Origin of the sequence: Streptomyces sp. CA-181903, from assembly GCF_050937075.1 — a bacterium.
Lineage (GTDB): Bacteria > Actinomycetota > Actinomycetes > Streptomycetales > Streptomycetaceae > Streptomyces.
This window is the reverse complement of sequence record NZ_JBNJLY010000001.1, coordinates 4,756,097-4,776,121: the sequence shown is the minus strand read 5'-3', so window position 1 is coordinate 4,776,121 and position 20,025 is coordinate 4,756,097. Positions and strand designations below refer to the sequence as shown.

At 72.4% G+C, this 20,025-nt stretch carries 18 protein-coding genes and 2 pseudogenes; 2 read left to right on the top strand and 18 right to left on the bottom strand.

All coding sequences use genetic code 11. The features are described 5' to 3' along the window. Positions 1 to 170: 170 nt before the first annotated feature. The 4 genes and pseudogenes from ACQEVS_RS21455 to ACQEVS_RS21440 all read right to left on the bottom strand — a co-directional run bounded on the left by ACQEVS_RS21455 (position 171) and on the right by ACQEVS_RS21440 (position 5,572). Positions 171 to 1,621: pseudogene (locus ACQEVS_RS21455) on the bottom strand (AI-2E family transporter). A gap of 201 nt (positions 1,622 to 1,822) precedes the next feature. Next, complete coding sequence (locus tag ACQEVS_RS21450; protein WP_433022717.1) at positions 1,823 to 2,557, bottom strand: transglycosylase SLT domain-containing protein; 735 nt, start codon at positions 2,555 to 2,557, stop codon at positions 1,823 to 1,825. A gap of 489 nt (positions 2,558 to 3,046) precedes the next feature. Next, complete coding sequence (locus ACQEVS_RS21445; RefSeq protein ID WP_433022715.1) at positions 3,047 to 4,369, bottom strand: PhoH family protein; 1,323 nt, start codon at positions 4,367 to 4,369, stop codon at positions 3,047 to 3,049. Between the two features lie 441 nt (positions 4,370 to 4,810). Next, entirely contained in the window at positions 4,811 to 5,572 is a 762-nt protein-coding gene (locus ACQEVS_RS21440) for an isoprenyl transferase (RefSeq protein WP_433022713.1), read from the bottom strand. Positions 5,573 to 5,698: 126 nt separating this feature from the next. Between ACQEVS_RS21440 and mgrA the strand changes: the two genes are divergently transcribed. Further along, a complete protein-coding gene (gene mgrA / locus ACQEVS_RS21435; RefSeq protein ID WP_433022711.1) occupies positions 5,699 to 6,742 on the top strand; it encodes an L-glyceraldehyde 3-phosphate reductase in 1,044 nt (347 codons plus the stop codon). Positions 6,743 to 7,507: 765 nt separating this feature from the next. On the opposite strand, the gene ACQEVS_RS21430 is transcribed toward mgrA, so the two are convergent. Next, positions 7,508 to 8,248, bottom strand: a complete 741-nt coding sequence (locus ACQEVS_RS21430) for a prepilin peptidase (RefSeq protein WP_433022709.1) — start codon at positions 8,246 to 8,248, stop codon at positions 7,508 to 7,510. Between the two features lie 134 nt (positions 8,249 to 8,382). On the opposite strand from ACQEVS_RS21430, the gene ACQEVS_RS21425 reads away from it, so the two are divergent. Then, entirely contained in the window at positions 8,383 to 8,757 is a 375-nt protein-coding gene (locus tag ACQEVS_RS21425) for a DUF192 domain-containing protein (RefSeq protein ID WP_433022707.1), read from the top strand. Positions 8,758 to 8,771: 14 nt separating this feature from the next. Here ACQEVS_RS21425 and ACQEVS_RS21420 read toward each other — a convergent pair whose 3' ends face one another. The 13 genes and pseudogenes from ACQEVS_RS21420 to ACQEVS_RS21360 all read right to left on the bottom strand — a co-directional run bounded on the left by ACQEVS_RS21420 (position 8,772) and on the right by ACQEVS_RS21360 (position 20,023). Beyond that, positions 8,772 to 10,073, bottom strand: a complete 1,302-nt coding sequence (locus ACQEVS_RS21420; protein WP_433022705.1) for a hypothetical protein — start codon at positions 10,071 to 10,073, stop codon at positions 8,772 to 8,774. 46 nt (positions 10,074 to 10,119) lie between these two features. Further along, complete coding sequence (locus ACQEVS_RS21415) at positions 10,120 to 11,055, bottom strand: DUF2332 domain-containing protein (RefSeq protein WP_433022703.1); 936 nt, start codon at positions 11,053 to 11,055, stop codon at positions 10,120 to 10,122. Further along, complete coding sequence (locus tag ACQEVS_RS21410) at positions 11,055 to 11,240, bottom strand: hypothetical protein (RefSeq protein ID WP_433022701.1); 186 nt, start codon at positions 11,238 to 11,240, stop codon at positions 11,055 to 11,057. The genes ACQEVS_RS21415 and ACQEVS_RS21410 overlap by 1 nt, the downstream gene beginning before the upstream one ends. A gap of 159 nt (positions 11,241 to 11,399) precedes the next feature. Beyond that, entirely contained in the window at positions 11,400 to 12,032 is a 633-nt protein-coding gene (locus tag ACQEVS_RS21405) for an OmpA family protein (protein ID WP_433022699.1), read from the bottom strand. A 3-nt stretch (positions 12,033 to 12,035) separates the two neighbouring features. Next, positions 12,036 to 12,617: a hypothetical protein gene (locus tag ACQEVS_RS21400; protein ID WP_433022697.1), complete on the bottom strand. Its 582-nt coding sequence runs from the start codon at positions 12,615 to 12,617 to the stop codon at positions 12,036 to 12,038. A 25-nt stretch (positions 12,618 to 12,642) separates the two neighbouring features. Next, positions 12,643 to 13,293 (bottom strand): pilus assembly protein TadG-related protein, encoded by a 651-nt coding sequence (locus ACQEVS_RS21395; protein WP_433022695.1) that lies wholly within the window; start codon positions 13,291 to 13,293, stop codon positions 12,643 to 12,645. Beyond that, positions 13,290 to 13,451: a Flp family type IVb pilin gene (locus ACQEVS_RS21390; RefSeq protein WP_004947925.1), complete on the bottom strand. Its 162-nt coding sequence runs from the start codon at positions 13,449 to 13,451 to the stop codon at positions 13,290 to 13,292. The genes ACQEVS_RS21395 and ACQEVS_RS21390 overlap by 4 nt, the downstream gene beginning before the upstream one ends. A 287-nt stretch (positions 13,452 to 13,738) precedes the next feature. After that, a pseudogene (locus ACQEVS_RS21385) lies at positions 13,739 to 14,625 on the bottom strand (DUF5936 domain-containing protein). 83 nt (positions 14,626 to 14,708) lie between these two features. Beyond that, entirely contained in the window at positions 14,709 to 15,653 is a 945-nt protein-coding gene (locus ACQEVS_RS21380) for a type II secretion system F family protein (protein ID WP_433022692.1), read from the bottom strand. Between the two features lie 194 nt (positions 15,654 to 15,847). Further along, positions 15,848 to 17,497, bottom strand: coding sequence for an ATPase, T2SS/T4P/T4SS family (locus ACQEVS_RS21375; RefSeq protein WP_433022690.1), 1,650 nt, complete (start codon positions 17,495 to 17,497; stop codon positions 15,848 to 15,850). Between the two features lie 11 nt (positions 17,498 to 17,508). Next, positions 17,509 to 18,069 carry a TadE family protein gene (locus ACQEVS_RS21370; protein WP_433022688.1) on the bottom strand — a complete coding sequence of 187 codons (561 nt, stop codon included), beginning with the start codon at positions 18,067 to 18,069 and terminating at the stop codon, positions 17,509 to 17,511. Between the two features lie 176 nt (positions 18,070 to 18,245). Further along, entirely contained in the window at positions 18,246 to 18,539 is a 294-nt protein-coding gene (locus tag ACQEVS_RS21365) for a pilus assembly protein (RefSeq protein WP_433022686.1), read from the bottom strand. Continuing rightward, the gene (locus ACQEVS_RS21360; RefSeq protein ID WP_433022684.1) at positions 18,536 to 20,023 is read right to left on the bottom strand and encodes an AAA family ATPase; all 1,488 of its coding nucleotides are present in this window, start codon (positions 20,021 to 20,023) and stop codon (positions 18,536 to 18,538) included. The genes ACQEVS_RS21365 and ACQEVS_RS21360 overlap by 4 nt, the downstream gene beginning before the upstream one ends. Positions 20,024 to 20,025: the final 2 nt, after the last annotated feature.

The following is a 20,025-nucleotide window of genomic DNA, read 5'->3' as shown; positions in this document are numbered from 1 at the left end:
CACACCCCGTAGTACGCACGGCGGCCCGCCGACCTCCCCGGTCGGCGGGCCGCCGTCGTCATGTCCGGGCCGTTGTCACGGCCTCCGTCTTTGCGTCCGAGCCGTGGGGCCACGGCCGCCGTCGCCGTGTCCGGGCCGTGGCCACGGCCGCCCTCGCGCCCGGGGCCGGTTCACTCCAGGCGTTCGCCCGGGACCTCGCCTCGGGAGTACGCCTTCAGGTATCCGACGACCGTATTGGTCACCGCCACCAGCGGCACCGCCACCACCGCGCCGCCGATCCCGGCGATCATCGAGCCGGCCGCCACGGAGAGCACCACCGCCAGCGGATGGACGCGGACCGCCCGGCCGAGGATGAACGGCTGGAGGACGTGGCCCTCTATCTGCTGCACGGCCAGCACGACCACCAGCACCATCGTCGCCGTGAAGACGCCCTGGGTGACCAGCGCCACCACGACCGCCAGCGCGCCGGAGACGACGGCGCCGACGAGCGGGATGAAGGCGAAGAGGAAGATGAAGACGGCCAGCGGCACGGCCATCGGCACCTTGAGGAAGTAGAGGCCGATGCCGATGCAGATCGCGTCGATCATGGCCACTATCACCGTGCCCCGCACATACGCGGTGAGGGTCGCCCACGCACGCGGCCCCGCCCCGGCGACACCCTCGCGGGCCGCGCTCGGAACGAGCCTGAGCACCCAGCGCCAGATCCTCGGCCCGTCGTAGAGCAGGAAGAGGGTGGTGAACATCGCCAGGATGATGCCGGTCAGGGTCTCGATGATGACCTGAACGCCCTGTATGCCCGCCGAGGTGATCTCGTCCGTGTTGGACCGGAGCGCCTTGGTGAGGTTGTCGGTGATGTTGTCTATCTGGTCCTGTGTGACATGGAACGGGCTGGTCCGCAGCCATTCCTTCAGGTCGTGGAGGCCCGTTTCCAGCTTCCCGGACAGGTCGTCGGCGTTGTCCATCACCTGCCAGACCACGAACCAGCCGACCAGCCCCATGATCACGAAGCCCGAGATGAAGGTCAGGGCCGCCGCGAGCCCCCTGGGCAGACCCCGCCGGACGAGCGTGGCGACGGTCGGCTGGAGCAGCGCCGTGATCAGCAGACCGGCGACGAATGCCAGCACCACCAGCTGCACCGCGCTGATCACGCGCATCAGCACCCACACCGTGCCCGCGAGCACCAGCAGTCGCCAGCCGGCCTCGGCGGCGACGCGCACGCCCCACGGCACGGCGGCGACGGGGTCGGGGCGCGGCGGTTCGGCGAGGACGGCCGCGGCGGAGGGGGCGGGGTGCGCTCGGCGGGGGCCGGTGCCGTGGTGGGGTCGGTTTCGGATGCGGCGGCGGACGGTTCAGCGGATTCGGCGGTTCCCCCGACTTCGGTGGCCCCGGATTGGGAGGGCTCGGCGGGTTCGGACGCGGCGGGTCCGCCGGGTCCGGGCGCGGGTGGTCTCCCGTCCGTCGGTCCGCGGACCGGTCGCTCGGGGGCGGGGTCGCCGGCCGGCGGCTGGGCCCAGGCGGGCACGCCGTCCGGGTCGGTGCGCGCCTTGCGCTCTTCCAGCCGGTGGGAGAGCCGCGTCAGGCCCGAGCCGATACTGCCGAGCCATTGTGGCAATCTGGACATTTCTCTTCCTCTACCCCCACATCCCCCGCGGCCATCCGGCATGAACGTTACCTGGGCCCCACAGGTCGGAGACGAAAGGTTTCCGCCCGTGAGGCCCGCGTTCCCTCCGGAAGACCCACAAAGCCCCCGACCGGTTGAGGTCGGGGGCTCGTGGAAGCGTAGCGCGGCGCGCGCCGGAGAGCCTGATACCGGCCGGAGGGCCTAGTACCAGTTGTTGGCCTGCCAGAAGGACCACGCACCACACGGGCTGTGGTACCGCTCGTTCATGTAGCTGAGGCCCCACTTGATCTGGGTGGCCGGGTTGGTCCGCCAGTCGGCGCCCGCGGAGGACATCTTCTCGCCGGGGAGCGCCTGGGGGAGGCCGTAGGCACCGGTGGAGGCGTTGGTGGCCGTGTAGTCCCAGCTGCTCTCGTTGTTCACGATGTTGCTGAAGCACTGGAACTGGTCGGCGGGGACGATCTGCCGGGCTATCGCCTGGATCTCGGCGGTGCTGTAGGAGCCCTTGACCGGGATGTCGACGGAGTCGCGGGTGGCCGAACGGCTCGCGACGTCGTCCTTCTCCTTCTCCCGCTCCTTCTCCGCCTTCTCCTTGGCCTTCTCCTCCGCCTCCTTCTTGGCGGCGGCCTCGGCGGCTTCCTTCTTGGCGCTGGCCTCCTCGGCGGCCTGCTTGCGGGCGGCCTCCTCGGCTTCCTTCTTGGCGATCGTCTGGGCCACGCCGACCTGGGTGTCCGCCTGCTCCGTCAGCGAGGCGGTCTGGACGGCGTTCTGCCCGTCGGGAAGTTCCGCGAGGAGCGTGGTGTCGGCCGCGGCGGCCTGCACTCCGCCGGTCGTCGTCTTACCCTGCTCGTCGCCCTGGGCGACGCCCACGACGGCGCCGACGGTGGTGACCGCGGTGGCGGAGGCCACGGCGAATCCCCGGACCGAGATCCGGCTCACACGCATTCCTTCCAGCATCGCCCGCGCACATGACCCTCGCGGACGCGATCGCGCCCCTGACGCTGGCCTCTGCTGGTACGGAACCGCGGCATCGCGGGACCGGCCGGTCACTGGAGGCACTGGCCCGGGGGACCGCCGATGAACCTCCTGGTACAGGGGGTCCGCGGGATGCCCGGGCGGCACACGGCGACACTGTTCAATTGGTGGTGAACCACGCACTCCCTGGGGAGCCCGAGGAGCAAGTGCCGTATGCGGGGCCTGACAGGAACCAGACTCTGCCCGACGCGCATGCTCGGAGGCAATTCCGCGTTGCGTGGGAAACGTCACATCATGTTCGGCGCACCGGAATTCCGGGAACGGCGGCGCGACAGCACAACGCGCGGCTAAGCTCCCAAGCTTTGCCGCGCGTTGTCACTGGGCGTTGTTACCGAATGTTGTTACCGGGTGTGGTCACCGGACGTTGCCGGGCAGGCCGCGTCCGGCTCCCCGTCAGATACGCCCGTCCTCCAGCATCTCCGTGACCAGCGCCGCGATCGGCGACCGCTCCGAACGCGTCAGGGTCACATGCGAGAACAACGGGTGCCCCTTCAGCTTCTCCACCACCGCCGCCACCCCGTCGTACCGCCCGACCCGCAGGTTGTCGCGCTGCGCCACGTCATGGGTGAGGACGACACGGGAGTTGGCGCCGATGCGGGAAAGCACGGTGAGCAGTACGTTGCGCTCCAGCGACTGGGCCTCGTCCACGACGACGAACGCGTCGTGCAGCGACCGGCCGCGGATGTGCGTCAGCGGCAGCACCTCCAGCATCCCGCGCCCCACGACCTCCTCGATCACCTCGGCCGTGGTCACCGCCGAGAGCGTGTCGAAGACCGCCTGGGCCCAAGGGCTCATCTTCTCCGACTCGCTGCCGGGCAGATAGCCCAACTCCTGACCCCCGACCGCGTACAACGGACGGAACACCATCACCTTCCGGTGCTGCCGTCGCTCCAGCACCGCCTCCAGGCCGGCGCAGAGCGCCAGCGCCGACTTGCCCGTACCGGCCCGGCCGCCCAGCGAGACGATCCCCACCTCGGGGTCGAGCAGCAGGTCCAGCGCGACGCGCTGCTCGGCGCTGCGTCCGTGGATGCCGAACGCCTCCCGGTCGCCGCGGACCAGGCGCACCGCGCCGTCGGCCGTCACCCGGCCCAGCGCCTTGCCCCGCTCCGACTGGAGCACCAGGCCGGTGTGGACGGGCAGTTCGACCGCTTCCGGGACGTATGTCCGTTCGGCGGCGAACAGTTCGTCCACCTGTTCGGCGGTGACGGACAGCTCGGCCATCCCCGTCCAGCCCGAGTCGGTGATGGCCAGCTCCGCCCGGTACTCCTCGGCCAGCAGGCCCACCGACGACGCCTTGATGCGCAGCGGCAGGTCCTTGGAGACCACCGTGACGTCGTACCCCTCCGCCTGGAGGTTGCGGGCGACCGCGAGGATGCGCGAGTCGTTGTCCCCCAGGCGGAAGCCGACCGGGAGTATGGCCGGATCGGAGTGGTTCAGCTCGACCCGCAGGCTGCCGCCGAGGTCCCCGATGGGGATCGGCGCGTCGAGCCGGCCGAACTGCACCCGGTACTCGTCCAGTCGGCGCAGCGCCTTCCGCGCGAAGTAACCGAGCTCCGGATGGTGCCTCTTGGCCTCCAACTCCGTGACCACCACGACGGGCAGCACCACCTCGTGCTCCTCGAAGCGGCACATGGCGCCTGGATCCGCCAGCAGGACGCTGGTGTCGAGGACATAGGTGCGCCGGTCGTTCTCACGGCGCTTCTTGCTGGTCACCACGGGTGCACGAACCCCCTCGGGGAGAGGTCTGGACGCGACCTGGGTCGCGGGGAAGGGGCCGGGTCAACGCCCTTCGAGGGCCGGTCGACGGCCCTCCACGTCCTCCGCGCGGCCCGCAGGGGCGGCAGGATCCGCCTGCACCGCTCAGCCGTCGCGGGCTTCGTCCGTCGCAAAGGGCCTCCCGGGCGGGCGGCCCCATGCCGCCCGCTGGCAGAGCGACGGTCATAGGGGCGACCGTCGGCCTGTGGGGGATATTCCCGCCGAAGCGCTTGACCATGCAACGGCATATGCGACGAGCAGGTGAACGACCGATCACCGGACCGCTACGGCGGCCCGGGCGGCAACGCTGTGACATCGGTCAATCGCCCAGCGCACATGCGGGGCAAGGGTCGTGACGACCCGTACGGCTGACTCGCGGGGGCCCGCGCCCGGCACGTCCGTTCAGTATCCGTAACGCCGGTGGCGCGCCGCATAATCACGCAGTGCGCGGAGGAAGTCGACCTTGCGGAAGGCCGGCCAGAAAACCTCGCAGAAGTAGTACTCGGAATGCGCGCTCTGCCAGAGCATGAAGCCGGACAGCCGCTGCTCGCCGCTGGTCCGGATGATGAGGTCCGGATCGGGCTGGCCGCGCGTGTAGAGGTGCTTGGTGATGTGGTCGATGTCGACGGACTCGGCCAGTTCCTCGAAGGACGTGCCGTTCTCGGCGGCTTCCAGGATCAGGGAACGGACGGCGTCCGCGATTTCCTGCCGGCCGCCGTAACCGACGGCCACGTTGACGAGTATTCCCCTGACGTCGAGCGTGGCCTGCTCGGCCTCTTTCAGGACGGTCTGCGTTTCGGCCGGGAGCAGGTCGAGCTGGCCCACGTGGTGGACGCGCCAGCGGCCGTCCGCCGCCAGCCCGCGGACCGTGTTCTCGATGATGCCGAGGAGCGGCTTCAGCTCCTTCGCCGGGCGGTCCAGGTTGTCCGTCGACAGCATCCAGAGGGTGACGACCTCGACGTCCGTCTCGGCGCACCAGCCCAGGAGCTCCCGGATCTTGTCCGCGCCGGCCTGGTGGCCCTGCTCCGGGGTCCGCCCGTCGGCCCGGGCCCAGCGGCGGTTGCCGTCCAGGATGACGCCGATGTGCTTGGGCACCTGGGCGTGATCGAGGCGGCCTTCCACCCGGTGTGCGTAGAGCCTGTACACCAGGTCGCGCAACTTCACGTTTCCAGCCCCTCCATGCCACTGCGGTTCCCCGCCACTGCGGGCACCCGAGGGCGCCACATTACTGCCAGCGTGTCGCGAGGACCCAACTCGGCCGGTCACCGGGCCGTGATAGTCAGTGGCGACATGACCGATTCGCACTACCGCGCGGCTGAAACTCGCTACGACTCCATGGAGTACCGGCGAAGCGGCCGCAGCGGGCTCAAACTGCCCGCCATCTCCCTCGGACTGTGGCACAACTTCGGGGACGACCGCACCCTGACCTCGCAGCGCGCCATTCTCCGGCGCGCCTTCGACCTGGGCATCACCCACTTCGATCTGGCCAACAACTACGGGCCGCCGCCCGGTTCCGCCGAGCTGAACTTCGGCAAGCTCTTCGCCCAGGACTTCCGGCCCTACCGCGACGAACTGCTCATCTCCACCAAGGCCGGCTATCTGATGCACCCCGGCCCGTACGGCGAATGGGGTTCGCGGAAATACCTGCTCTCGTCCCTCGACGCGTCACTGGTCCGAATGGGTGTCGATTACGTCGATATCTTCTACTCGCACCGCTTCGACCCGCACACCCCGCTGGAGGAGACGATGGGCGCCCTCGCGTCCGCCGTCCGGCAGGGGAAGGCGCTCTACGCCGGCGTCTCGTCGTACACGGCGGAGCAGACCAGGGAAGCCGCGCGCCTGCTGCGCGAGATGGGCGTGCCCGCGCTGATCCACCAGCCCTCCTACTCCATGATCAACCGCTGGACGGAGGACGACGGGCTGCTCGACGCCCTGGAGGACGAGGGCATGGGCTGCATCTCGTTCGCGCCGCTGGCCCAGGGGCTGCTCACGGACAAGTACCTGGGCGGAGAGGTCCCGGCCGGATCGCGGGCCGCCAAGGGGACGTCGCTGGACGCGGGGCTGCTCACCGAGGACATGCTGCGCCGGCTGCGCGGCCTGGACGGGATCGCGCGGCGCCGGGGACAGTCCCTGGCGCAGCTGGCGCTGCGCTGGGTGCTGCGGGACGAGCGGATGACCTCCGCGCTGATCGGCGCCTCCAGCGTGGGACAGCTGGAGGCGAATGTGGCGGCGCTGGAGGGACCGGAATTGACCGGGGAAGAACTGGCTGAGATCGACTCCTTCGCGGTGAGCGCGGAAGGGGTCAACATCTGGGCGAACCGGGGCGGCTCGTAGCGATCCGCGCCGAGAGCCGGGCGCCGCGGGTGAGCGGGCCGGGGTGGGGTGACGCGGGGTTGGGGTGGGACCGGGCGGGGCCGGGCGCGCGGTGGCCTACGCGCCACGCGTCCCGGTTCGCGTCCGATCCGCGCGCAGCCCGCGATCAGTCGACGCCCGGCCCGGCTGCGCATCGGTCCCGCGTCTCGGCCGTAGCGGGCCGGCAGGTGTCCCGTGGGTATCGCGTAGACGCTTCGCGAATGATTTGTGCATGAATCGTGGGTGATTCCGGCGCCCTTGCGGCGGCGGAATTCCACCGGATCCGGATCACAACTGCTCGGAGTCGCACGAATCCATACGGAGAGTGACATCGCCCCATGAAAAACGGGCCGGTCCGTGGGGGGGATACGGACCGGCCCGAGGGGGGTTTCCACCATAACCGGTCGGAGGGGGTGCATCGCGCATCGGCGGGGGTGACATAGCGTGGCGCGCTGACTTTCGGCACAGTAGTTGATCTTGAAATGCGTGGCAGCCGTTGCCGCGCGATCCCCGTTCCTCCATGTCAGCACTGGGGCTACGGTGTAGAACCAGCCAAGTGATCACCCGCCGAATGTGCGGTCCGTCACCGTCATCGAAATGTTGCACAAACTCGTCGCCGACTTGACGGGGGTGGGCCGAATGGGGGGCGGGGTGACTGTCAGGGCGTCGGGGGCTGACGCCGGTCGTCGGAACACGGCCCTTCCCGGGGGGTCCCCCCTCCCCCTCCCTCCCCTCCCCTGCCCCCGCTCAAGGTCGCGCCGACCATCCGCCCGCCAGGAGGGCCAGCCAGGCTCCGGCGAGCAGGAAGGGGCCCAGGGGCATGGTCGTGCCGCGTCCCGCGCCGCGGGTGAGCAGCAGCGCGATGCCGTACAGCGAACCGAGCAGCAGTCCCGCGAGGCCACCGAGTATCAGCACGCCCCAGCCGTACCAGCCCAAGGCGCAGCCCAGACCCGCCGCCAGCTTGACGTCACCGAACCCCATCCCGACCGGGTGTGCCAGGAACAGCAGGAGGTAGGCGCCGCCGAGCGTCAGACCCCCGAGCAGGGAGCCGGTCCAGGTGCCGGCGGACGCCGGCAGCAGGGCGACCACCCCGAGCAGCGCGGCTGTGCCGGCCGCAAGGGGCAGTGTCAGGACGTCCGGTAACCGGTGCACGGCCCAATCCACGCCCGTGAGCACCACGCCCACCGGTATCGCCAGCAGCCACACGCCGAGTTCGGGCCGCGGGCCGACCGCCGCGGCCGTGGCCGCGCACACCAGGGCCGTCACTCCGGCCGGCCACACCGCCCCCGGGCCGTATCTCGTCCTCCCGCACGCCGTGCACCGCCCCCACCCGATTCCACCGCCGAGCGCGTGGCCGCAAGGCGCCGCTGTACGCCATGGCTCGTCCGGTTCCACCGACAGTCGGTAGCGGGCGCCCGGCACCAGCGTGCCGGCCAGGGTTCCGTACAAGGCGGCCGATGCCACCAGCGCGATCAACAACCAGTTCATGCGGCGAGATTACGGAGACCGGCGAGGGGACGGGGCAATCCCCGCGAAAGCTGTGGACGGAACGCCGCATGTGGATAACTTGGCCACACGGAAGGCTGATTGGCCGAGTGGTCTCCCGGCGAAGGGGCACGCCGATGTCAGGATGGGCGGACGGCTTCACTCACCTCAGCGTCGAACCCGCGGAGTCCGGGGTCCCGGCGGTTCCGGTGGAGGTCGCCGCCTCCTACCGGGCCCGGACGCGCGGGCTGCTCGGGCGGGACGGGATCGAGGGCGCCATGCTGCTCACCCCGGCCGGCTCGGTACACACCTTCGGGATGCGGTTCCCGATCGATGTGGCTTATCTGAGCCGGGACATGCGGGTGCTCGCCGTACGCACCATGCCTCCGCACCGCCTCGGCCGCCCCCGGCCGGCGGCCCGCCATGTGCTGGAGTCGGCGGCCGGGACCATGGCGCGCTGGGGGCTGCGCGAAGGGGTACGCGTGCGGATTCCACCCGTCGCGCCCGGGTGAGAGCGGCCCACGGCTCACTCCCCCGGTCTGCGAGCCGCCAGGTACCAGCCGCCGAGGACCAGCAGGAGGGCCGTGCCGGTGCCGACGCCCGCGTAGCCGACGGCCTTCAGGCGTCCGTCCGGTGCCGGAGAGGCCGCCGCGGTACGGAAGGGGGTGCCGTCCGGGGCGCCATGGGTGCGGGGGCCGGGCCGGGCCGTCGGCGTGCTCCGGGCCGGGGCCGTGGTGACCGTGAGCGTGACGGGCACGACCTCCGAACGCCCCTGGCCGGCCTTGGTGTTCAAGCTGACCTGGAGGTAGTACCAGCCCTCGGGTCCCGTGTCCCGTCCCGGTGGCGGTGCGGCGAGAGGGACGGCGACGGCGCGGCCCTGATAGCCGTCCGTCCGGTTCGTCACATGGCCGCGGGCGGCGTCGTTCAGGCCCAGGCGGACGCCGTTGGCGACATAGGGAACACGCCCCGGTGCGTCACCGAACGTCGCTTTCGCGAACAGCCGGCGACCGGTGGTGACCGGGGTCCGGTAGAAGCGGGTCTCCCCCGGGCGGATGGTGTCCTTCCAGGTGCCCGTCCGGACGTCGGCCGCGTCGCTGAATCCGCTGCCACCGGTGACGGCCTGCGCCGGTCCAGCCGGTACCGGGGGTGGTTCTGAGCTCCATGTGCCGGGTGGCTGAGTGGTGTTGGGTGTAGCCGGTGGGTGGCGTGTGGTGACGGTGAGTTCGAGGGAGACGGGAGCGGAGTCGCCGCCGTCCGCGTCGCCCCGGGCCACGACGAAGTGGTAGGCGCCGGCCGCCGCGCAGGGCCCACTCGTTCCCGCGAGGCGTTCGGCGTGGTCGGCGAGGGGGTAGGCACCGCCTTCGGCGAGGAAGGAGCGGTGGCGGGACGGCCCGCAAGGGGTGCCGTCGGTGCGCCGCAGTGCCACGTCGATGCCGTCGCGGAGGCCCGGTGTGCTCCCGGGGCGAGGTGCGGCGACCGCGGAGACGTAGGCGTCGGAGGCGCTGTCCAAGTGGACTGCGTAGAACTTGCGTTCGCCCGGGGCGATGGCGTCCGTCGCCGTCCGGCCACTCGGTACGAGGGGTGGGGCGGTTGTGGCGGCCGGTGTTCCGTGGATCTCCTGGGCGTCGGGGGCCGTCCGGTAGGCGGCCGGGGGGCCGACGCTTGTCGCCGCGGCGGGTGTGGCGGCCGCGGGGGCCGCCGCCGTGGTGAGCGCTCCTACGGCGAGGGCCAGTCGCAGGGCGCCGGTTCCCTTCCGTGCCGACCGCCTCGTACCGCCCGTCACGTACCGCCCCCCCTCATTCGCCACCAGGGCCTTCGGAAGGTCCATCCTGCCGCGCATCGGCGGTGGTTGGCGAGATACCGGCGGGGCGGTTTCAGCGGGTGAGGGTGGTGACTTCGCAGGCGCGGGCGTCGAGGCCCCAGGGGTGGGCCTCGGCCAGGACCTCCTCCGGTCCGTCGCCGAGGCGGACGGTGAGGACGAACCGGTGGGTGTTCCCGACGCGCCGTGGTTCGAACGCGATGTGGGCGAACCAGCCCGTCTCCGGTCCGGTCGCGGCCGTGCGCAGCCGGGCGAGCTCCGCCTCGGCACGGGCCCATTCCGCGGGCGGTACGTACTGGCGCATCACGGAGTGCCAGACGACGGTGAGGGTGCCGGGGCGGAGGCCGGCGTCGGCGAGGAAGTCGGCCGCGCCCTGGCGCAGGACCCGGGCGGGCAGGCGCCGGGCCAGGTCGATGGCCCCGGTGAGCCGGGCGGGGCGGGCCGGCTGGTCGGGCCAGACGTAGGCGCGGAGGGCGAGGGCGTCGGCGGGGTCGAGGGGGTTCAGCGGGTCGACGTCGCAGCCCAGGCGTTCGACGACGTCCAGGGCGGGGACGCGGGCCGCGGCGTCGGCGATCCGGGGCGGCGGGGTGCCGTCCCGCCAGGCGCCGTCGAGGACGACGGGCGAGTCGGGGTCCCCCCAGGAGAAGCGGGGTGCCGCCGGGTCGCCGGCGGTGACGCGGAAATGGTCGGCGCGGAGGTTGAGGCCGCCGCTGGCACCGAGTTCGAGCAGGCGGACGGGGGGTGGCTCGGGGGTTCCGAGGGCGGCGATCGTGGTGAGCAGGCCGCTGAGCAGCATGTTCGCGCGGCCGACCTCGTTCGTCTGGGGCGGGCGGCGCATCCAGGCGGCGATGTGCTCGGGGTGGTCGGCGACGACGCGCCGGAACGGTTCCCACGCGGCGTCCGGGTCGTCGGCGGTGCCACCCGCCGTGGCGTAGTGGGCGGCCAGGTCAGGTGCTTCGCCGAGCAGGACGAGCGCGTGGACGGCCCCCATCAGCCGGAGTCCGACGGCGGCGGGGCCCGGGGCGCCCTCCAGGGGGCCACGGCGTCGGCGCAGGGGCCGCCCTCGCGGATGTCCTGGGCGGCGCGGGTGAGGAGCGTCGCGTAGAGGGGGGAGTTCATTTCGGCGCAGGCGTGGGCCTGGGTGTCGAGGAGGTCGGCGGTGCGGGCGCGGGTCATGTGGCCTCCTCGGGGACTGTCGGCGCTGTCGGGCGGTATCGGTCAACCTAGTGGCGGACGCGGTGGTTCCGGGGAGGGTGGTGCAGTGATCCGCGCCTCAGACGCGACGGTCCCGGTGCGGGGGCGTGGGGAGGCGTGGGGCCGAGTGCTCACCGACCTTCACCGAGTCTGGCGGGGAAAACTGACTTCCACCCTGCGGTTCTTGCGACGGCCGTCCTCCGTGGTGTTGTCCGCGATCGGGTAGTCCTCGCCGTAGCCGCGAATCTGGTAGGAGATCGAGGAGGAGCCGAGTTCCTTGGCGAGTTGGCGTTGTACGGCGTTCGCGCGTTCTTTGGACAGGGCGATTCCATGGTCGGCGGAGCCCAGGTTGTCGGTGAATCCGAAGACGCGCAGGGTGGTGGCGTGTTGGTTGCGCGCCTCGTCGGCGATGGTCTTTATGCGTTGGGCGGCGGCGCCGTTGAGGGAGGAGCTGTCCTTTTCGAAGAGGACTTCGGCCTGGAGCGCGAAGGTGACGTTCACATTGGTGTCCACGCGGCGTTCGCTGCCGTTGCCGGCCTCGATGACGGATTTGACGTCGAGGACGCGGCCGGGGGCGAGCTTCGCGCCCTTGCGCAGTTTGAGTCCGGAGGCGTGCGGGTCGAGCTTGACGGGTGGTTCGCTGCGGGCCGGGTCGCCGGGGCCGGCGGCGTGGGCGGGGACCGGTGTGGCGGTGAGGAGGGCGGCCGCCGTGAGGACGGCCGCGGCGAGCGGACCGTGGCGGCGGGCGGGTGGTGTCGGCGGGCGGCGGGTCACGGGTCATCCCGAGAGCGCGATGCGGACGGTGGGCATGGTGGGGATCTGGAAGTCGACCTGGGCGACGTCGGCGGGGGGTGCGGGGAACTGGGCGAAGAGGGGACGGGATTCCTGGGGTTTGATGCCCGTGAGGCCGGTGCTGCAGAGGCATTCGCCGTCGGTGTCCCGGAGGACGAGATAACGCTTCTTCCCCTTGGCGTCGACGAGGGTGGCGCCGGAGACGGCGGACTGGGATCTCAAGTCGGTCTCCTTGGACCGCCATTCGAGAGCGTTGAACATCTTGGATCCGCGGTTGGTGACGGTTCCCTGGACGGTGACGAATCCGCCGTCCTCCCGTGCCGCGGAGGTGATGGTGACGACGATTCCGTCGCCGTTCCGCATTTCGCCCAGCGCTTGGGACGACGAGGATTTCCCTTGGCCTTTGGGCTCGGGTTTTCCGGTGTCCGCGGCGGTCGGCCGTCCTGACGCGTTCCGCTCGCCTCCCCCGCCGTCGTCGTCGCCTCCGCAGCCGGACAGGGCGAGCACCGCGGCGACGGCGAGCGACACCGGCAGCACGACCCGTGGACGTCGGCGCCTTGTGCTCATGGGTGGCGTTCCTCCGCTCGTGGGGTCATCGGTCGGTGGCGGCGAGGCGGACGGCGAAGAGGGTGCGTGCCGTGAGCCGGGGATCGGGGTGGGCGGGGTCGACGGTCAGCGGCCCGTCGTCGCAGTCGAGCCGGGCGTACGGGCCGCCGGTGTCCCCGCCCGGCGCGGGACGGCAGCGGGGGGTGACGACGGCGCGGGAGCTGACGGTGGGGTGGACGTCCTCGGTGCCGGGGACCACGGATGTGCCGATGCCGTCGCGGGCGGTGACGGTGACGTCGAAGGCGAGCGTCGTGGGGTCGGGCCCGGGAGCGGGGGCGCAGCCGGGTCCGGTGAGGCCGGCGGCGTTGTCCAGGGCGAGGCGCTCCGCCTCGCGGCAGGCGGTGGCGGGGGCGTCGCCGCGGCCGTCGAACCAGCGCCGCCAGTCGCCGCCGGCCCCGGCGGCGAGGTCCCGGAGGAAGCCGCTGTAGGACTGCCGCCGGTAGTCCTGGGCGGCGGCGAGGGCCGCGGCGTCGGCGGCGGACCGGGTGCCGTTCCTGGCGGCTCCCGCCATGCCGACGGCGAAGACGGCGAGCGCGACGAACAGCAGCCCGGCGACCGCCACGATGTACAGGGGGAACGCCTGGCCCGCGTCGCGTCGACCGGTCGGCCGGCGCAACGGTGGGACCTCGTCGGTCACTTGGCGATTTTTTGAATCTGATCCATGATCGCTTTTGCGATCACCGTGCCGAAATCCGTCGTCGTGAGGACGAGCACGATCGCCACCACGACGGCGATGATTCCCAGGTACTCGACCGAGGTCTGCCCCCGGTCGTCCTCCCAGAAGCGCTTCCCCATTCCCATCCCCTCCACGCGTGGCCGGGCGCTGCGGGTGGCGTCCGGAACGGCCGGTCGCCGCAGGGGAAACGTACGCCCGAACACCGGACGCGGGACAGTGCGCGTGCCTCGCATTCCCTCTTTCGCAGGGGAGTTGGGCGTTCCCTTGCGTCACACGCACCACCCCCGTCCAGCTCCGCGTACCACCGCCGAGGTGCCTTCGGGCGAAGACTGTCCCACAGCCGGTTGCAGAAGCGAAGAGGATTCACAGAACTCGTCCCCCCGGACCGCCGACCGCCGTTCCTGCCTCATCGGCCCGACACCGTTCCGAAGTCGACGCCCGAACCGAGGAAGAATCCGGCGATCATCAGCGCCAGCGTGCCGGGCACCATGAACGTCGTGATCACGACCGTGGCCTTGGGGACCGCGCGGGCGGCCCTGCGACGGGCGTTCTGGGCGTCGGTGCGGCGCATGTCGGCGGCTATGGCCATCAGCGTGTCCACGATGGGCGAGCCGAGTTCCTCGCCCTGCTGGAGGGCCGAGACGAACTGGGCGACCTGTTCGGAGTCGTTCCGCCGGCGCAGCCCGTCGAAGGCGTCCCGGCGGCTGACGCCCATGTCCATCTGCCGCAGTGCGATGCGGAGTTCGTCCGCCCACGGGCCCTCGTACCGCTCGGCGACCCGGTCGAGAGCCTGCCGGAAGCTCAGCCCGGCGCTGACGACGACCGCGAGGACGTCGAGGAAGTCGGGGAGCGTCCGTTCGATCGCGGTCCGCCGCTCCCGGACGGCGGCCCAGATGCCGACCTCGATCCAGAACAGGCCGAAGGCGACGAGCAGCGCGGCTATGAGCAGCCGTCCCTCGGCCAGCATGACGAGCGCGCCACCGAAACCGAGGGCCCCGTACACCGCGCGGCGGGCCGCGTAGCGGTCGACGGTGAGGCCGCCGGGGTTGCCCGCGCGGTCGATGCGCGTGCGGATCCGGGCCACGCGGCGCGCGCCCATCAGGCGCAGCACGAGCGGTGCCCACCGCATGCCGAGGCGGTCGACGGCCGAGCCGACCGCGGTGGTGCGGGTGGCTCCGACCTCCAGGGCGACGGCGAGGTCCGGGGGAGTCTGGCCTCGCTGCGCCAGAGGGCGACGCCGTAGCAGACGCCGGCCACGGACGCGCCGGCCAGGAGCGCGATCAGCAGGCCCATGTCCGTCTCCTCGGGTCGTGGTGGATGGGATGCATGGCGTGGATGGCGGGGGGCGCGAGTGGGCTTCGCGGTACGCGCCGGGTTCAGATGTCGATGCGGGACATGCGGCGGATGAGGAAGAAGCCGACGCCGTAGAGCGCGAAGGCGCCTATGACGGTGAGCTGCCCGAGGGCGGTGCCCGTCATACGGTCGATGGAGCCGGGGGCGATGCGGTCCAGGAGGAAGAGGGTGCCGACGCCCATCAGGGGGACGACGTACGCCGTGGCGGTCACCTGGGACAGCTGGGTCCGGACCTCACGTCGGGTCTCCTTCCGCTCCTCCAGCGTCTCGGTGAGGTTGCGCAGGGAGCGGACGACCGAACCGCCGGCATGGTGGGAGAGGACCAGGGTGGTGACGAGCACGCCGAGCTCACGGGAAGGCAGCCGGTCGGACAGCTCGGCGAGGGACTCTTCGACGGAGTGGCCGACCGCCAACCGGTCGGCCACCGCCGCCAGTTCCTCGCCCGCGGGGGCGTCCATCTCCTCCGCCGCCATGCCGAGGGCCGTGCGCAGGGCGAGGCCCGCCTGGGTGGCGTTGGCGAGGATGCGGGCCAGCTCGGGGAGCTGGTTGATGAACTTCTCGATGCGTTTGCGGCGCTGCCGTCCCAGGAAGGCGAACGCCGTCCAGACGGCCACCACCGCGGCGAGCGGCCCGAAGAACGGGGCCAGGGCGACGGCTGCCACGCCCCATAGGACGACGGCCGCGGCGGCGGTCCACAGCAGGAAGTCACCCGGCGCGATACCGAGTCCCGTGGCGGCGATGCGCAGTTCCAGCCGTCTGCCGAGGCGGGTCCCGCGCACCGCGCGGTCGAAGCGGCGTAAGGGCCGGGAACGGGCGGTGGAACGAGAAGGCTCCCCGGGGTCGGCGAGGCGCTCGGCGAGGGCGGCCTGCCGCTCCCGGCCCGCCAGGTACGTCCGTACGCCGGCGACGGCGAACACGCCGCACAGCAGGGTGACGCCCAGGGTGAGGAGTACGAGGGTGTCGTTCATGCGCGGTCGCCTTTCATGGCCTTCCGTGATCTTCTGTGGCTTCCATGGCGTTCCGTGGCCTTGGCCTTCGGTTGCCTCCGGCCCGTGTGGTCGTGGTGTCGCGTCGGCTGCCGCCGGTGTCCTCGTGGGTCTTCCCGGGAAGCCGCACCGCGCGAACCCTGAGTCGGCCCGGATGTGTCCCGGAGATCGCCTCACTAGGGGATCTGTTCGGCTTCCGCGGCTCCCTCGCCGTAGGTGACCCCTTCGCCGTACGCGGGCCCCTCGCCGTACGCGACCCCCTCGCCGTACGCGGGCCCCTCGCCGTACGCGACCCCCTCGCCGTACGCGGGCCCTTCGCCGTCGGCGGGTCCTTCGCCGTACGCGGCCCCCTCGCCGGCCGGGAGCCCCTCGCCGTACACGGCCCCCTCGCCGTAAGCGACACCCTCGCCGGCCGCGGCCCGCCCGGCGTGACGGCCCGTGGTGCGTGGCCCGGCGGCGGTGCCGGGCGGCGCGGCGACCCCGAACGCCTGCGGGACCGGCTCGTTGGCCAGGCGCAGCCGGCCGACGGCCCCCTCGGGCAGCGGGAGGTGGGCGAACGTGCCGCGTACGACGCGGTCCGGGCCCATGGGCAGCGCGTCGAAGCGGACGACGGTGGTGAGACGGTGGCCCGCGGCGGGCGGCGCCCCGGTGACGAGGCGCTCGGCGAGGGCGTCGGGCCGCCTGTGGGGCGCGTAGGAGTCCAGCAGCGCCACCTCGCTGACGCGGCGCGCCCCGTCGGGCGTGCGGGTGAGCTGGACGACGCAGTCCACCGCGCTGTCGATCTGGTCGCGCAACGCCTCGTACGGGATCTTGACCTCCGACATGGAGGCCAGCGTGCGCAGCCGCATCAGCGCGTCCTCGGCGCTGTTGGCGTGGACGGTGGCCAGGGAGCCGTCGTGGCCGGTGGACATGGCCTGGAGCATGTCGAGGGTCTCGCCGCCCCGGACCTCGCCGACGATGATGCGATCGGGGCGCATGCGCAGGGAGTTGCGCACGAGGTCCCGGATGGTGATCCGGCCCTTGCCCTCCACGTTGGGCGGGCGGGATTCGAGGCGGATCACATGGGGCTGCTGGAGCTGCAGTTCGGCGGCGTCCTCAACGGTGATGACGCGCTCGCCGTCCGGGATGAGGCCGGAGAGGGCGTTGAGCAGCGTGGTCTTTCCCGAACCGGTGGGACCCGAGATGACGATGTTGAACTTCGCCCGGACCAGGCCCGCGAGGAGCATCACCGTCGGTTCGTCCAGCGTGCCGATGCCGACGAGTTCCCGCAGCGTGTAGACGCGCGGGAAGCGGCGGATGGTGAGGGTGGCGCCGTTGAGGGCGAGGGGCGGGATGATGACGTTGACGCGTTCGCCGCTGGGGAGCCGGGCGTCGACCATGGGGTTGGACTCGTCCACGCGTCGGTTGACGGTGGAGACGATGCGTTCGATGGTCTGCATCAGCTGTTCGTGGGAGGCGAACCGCACGGGGACGGCCTCGACGCGGCCGGCGCGCTCGACGAAGACCTGGTCCGGTCCGTTGACCATGATCTCGGTGACGGTCGGGTCCTCCAGAAGGGGTTCGAGGATGCCCAAGCCCAGGGCCTCGTCCACGACCCGGCGGATGAGCCGGTCGCGTTCGGCGGTGGAGAGGACCGGGCCTTCGCGGCTGATGATGTGGCCCAGCACGCGCTCCAGCCGCGACCGCCGCTCGGCGGCGGCGAGCGCGGACATCTCGGCGAGGTCGATCTCCTCCAGGAGCTTGGCGCGGTAGACGGGGACGAGGTGGTCCGACTCCCGTCCGCCGGCGGGTGGTTCGGGGCTCACTACGCGGGCCCGGAGACTCATGGGCGGCTCTCCTACGGGAGTACACGGGGCTCGTGGGACTCGTGAGGCTCACGTGAATCGTCGGAAGGGTTGCGGAAGACTGCGGCCGGTCCGGGCGGGACGCCCGGGAGTTCGGGTAGAGCGCTGGGCGGCCCGGCCGGGCCGCCGGTGGGGGCGCGCGCGTCATCCGGGCAGCGCATGGTGGCGTGCCGGGTGACGTGGAAGCCGGTGCCGGGGAGGAGGCCGGGGACGGAGACGTCCACCGTGGCGGTCACTTCGGCGGTGCCGGGCGTGCAGGGGGGCGCATGGACGGTGTCGGCGCGCCGGGCGACCCAGTCGGTCATGGCCGTCCTGGCGGCGGTTTCCGGGGTGGTGCGGGCGTCGTCGAGTGTCGCCGTGCGGGCGGCGGCGCGGGCCCCGGTCCCGGCCTGCTGGGCGGCGAAGGCCGCCAGGCCGAGTTGGATCGCGGCCAGGCCCACGAGGAGGAGGACAGGCAGGAAACCGATGAACTCGACGGCGGCGGACCCCTGGTCGCCCGACGGCCGGTGGCAATCGCGCGCCGCCCCGGCCCGGGAGCGAGCATGTTCTTCCAACGCCCCGACCCGGGAGCGAGCACGCTCCCCCGACGCCCCGATCCAAGAGCGAGCACGCTCACCCGACGCCCCGATGCGGAAAGGTGCCCGCCCTCTCACCGTCCCACCCGCCGGAGGCCGCTTCACTCCATCTCCGACGAGCCGCGTCACCCCGACCCCGATGACCCCGCCACCCCTCAGTCCTCCCGCGCCACGCCCGCCGTGCCGCCCACCGCCCACGGCCAGTCGACCGCGTCCGGGACGAGCACGGGCACCTTCAGCCTCACCGTCGCCTTGTAGACGTCGCCCTCCCGGCCGCAGTCGATCGAGTCGGTGCGCCACTCCCCCGGCAGGTCGGCGCGGGCGGCCTCCGCGCAGTCGCGACCCACCGCCCCGGCGCGGGCCGCGCGGTCCGCGGCGTGCCCGGCGAGGGAGTACGTGTAGCCGACCAGGACGCACTGCCAGACCACCGCCAGGGCGACAAGGATCATGGGGAAGATCCCGGCGAACTCGACGGCGACCTGTCCCCGGTCCCCGCCCCACCTGCGGAAACGTCGGAACGGCGAGGGCGCGGGTACGGGGGTGAGCCGGTCCGGGCCCGTCCCCCGCCCGTCCCCGCCTCGGAGCCGGCCGCCCCTCCCGGACCACTCGCCCCTCCGGCGCCACCCATTCCCCCAGCACCACCCATCCCCCCGGCGCCACTCGCCCCTCCGGAATCTTCCGGCACCGGACCCCCCGTCCCGAGCGCCCGGTGCCGGCGCGAGCCGCCGCCCGGCCGGGCGGCGGGCGGCGGAGCGGCCAGCCCGAGCTCGCCGGCGAGGGTCCACAGCGCCTGCCGGACCCCGGACCGGGCGTCCAGGTCCTGCATCCGGCCGGAGTCGACGGCCGCCCGCAGCTCCTTGTACGCGGCGGGGACGACGGTACGGGCCACCCGCGTCCCCGTGGTCCGGGCGACGAGCGGCGGCTGCACCTCGGCGCCGCGGGTGTGCCGGTTGACGACGGTCATGGTGTCCTCCGCCTTGCGGATCTGGAGCCGGTCCCACAGCCGGACCATGCGTTTGGCGGCCCGCACGGACACCACGTCGGGCGTGGTGACCAGCAGGGCGAGGTCGGCCGTCTCGATGACGGCCGCGCCCGCCGCCGTGATCTGCGTACCGCAGTCGGCGACGACGAGCGGGTAGCGGCGGCGCAGCGCCGCCGTGATCTGGCGGGAGGCGGGGTCGCCTATCTCCTCGCCGCGTTCGCCCTCGGCGGGGGCGAGGAGCAGGCCGAGCCCGGTGGGGTGCGGGAAGACGGCGTCCTGGAGGACGCGGGGCGAGATGTCGCTGATGCCGGCGAGGTCGGCGACGGACCGCCGGAAGCGGACGTCCAGGTAGGAGGCGACGTCGCCGGACTGGAGGTCCATGTCGACGAGGGCCACCTCGCGCCCGGCGGACCGTGCGGCGAGGGCGAGTTGGACGGCCACGACGGTCGTCCCCACGCCTCCCTTCGCCCCGACGACGGCGACGAGGCGCCCGTCAGCCGCGCCGGGCGCGCCGCCCGCCGGGCCGCCCGGTCCCGCGTCCAGGTGGCGGCGGACGCCGGTGGCCCAGTGGGCGGCGGCCTGGACGCGGGTGCCGAGTTCGTCGTACGAGGGCGGGAGCATGGCGAGGCCGCGGGCGCCGCAGTCCATGGCGGCCGCGTACAGCGCGGGACCGGCGTCGGCGGAGAGCAGGACGACGCCGGTGGCGGGGAAGCGGAGGGCCACCTCCCGGACGACTTCCAGCGCCGGGGCGGGTCCCAGCCGTTCGTGGACGAGGACGACCTCGGGGAGGCCGGAGACCGAGGCGGCGCCCAGTACGGAGAGGGCGTCGAGGAGCGCGGTGGAGTCGCCGACGGTACGCAGCGGTTCGACGCCGGGGAGCTGGGCGAGGAGCCCGCCGACGGCCCGGGCGGTCTCCGGGTCCGCGACGGCCGGGAGGATGCGGATGGTCACCG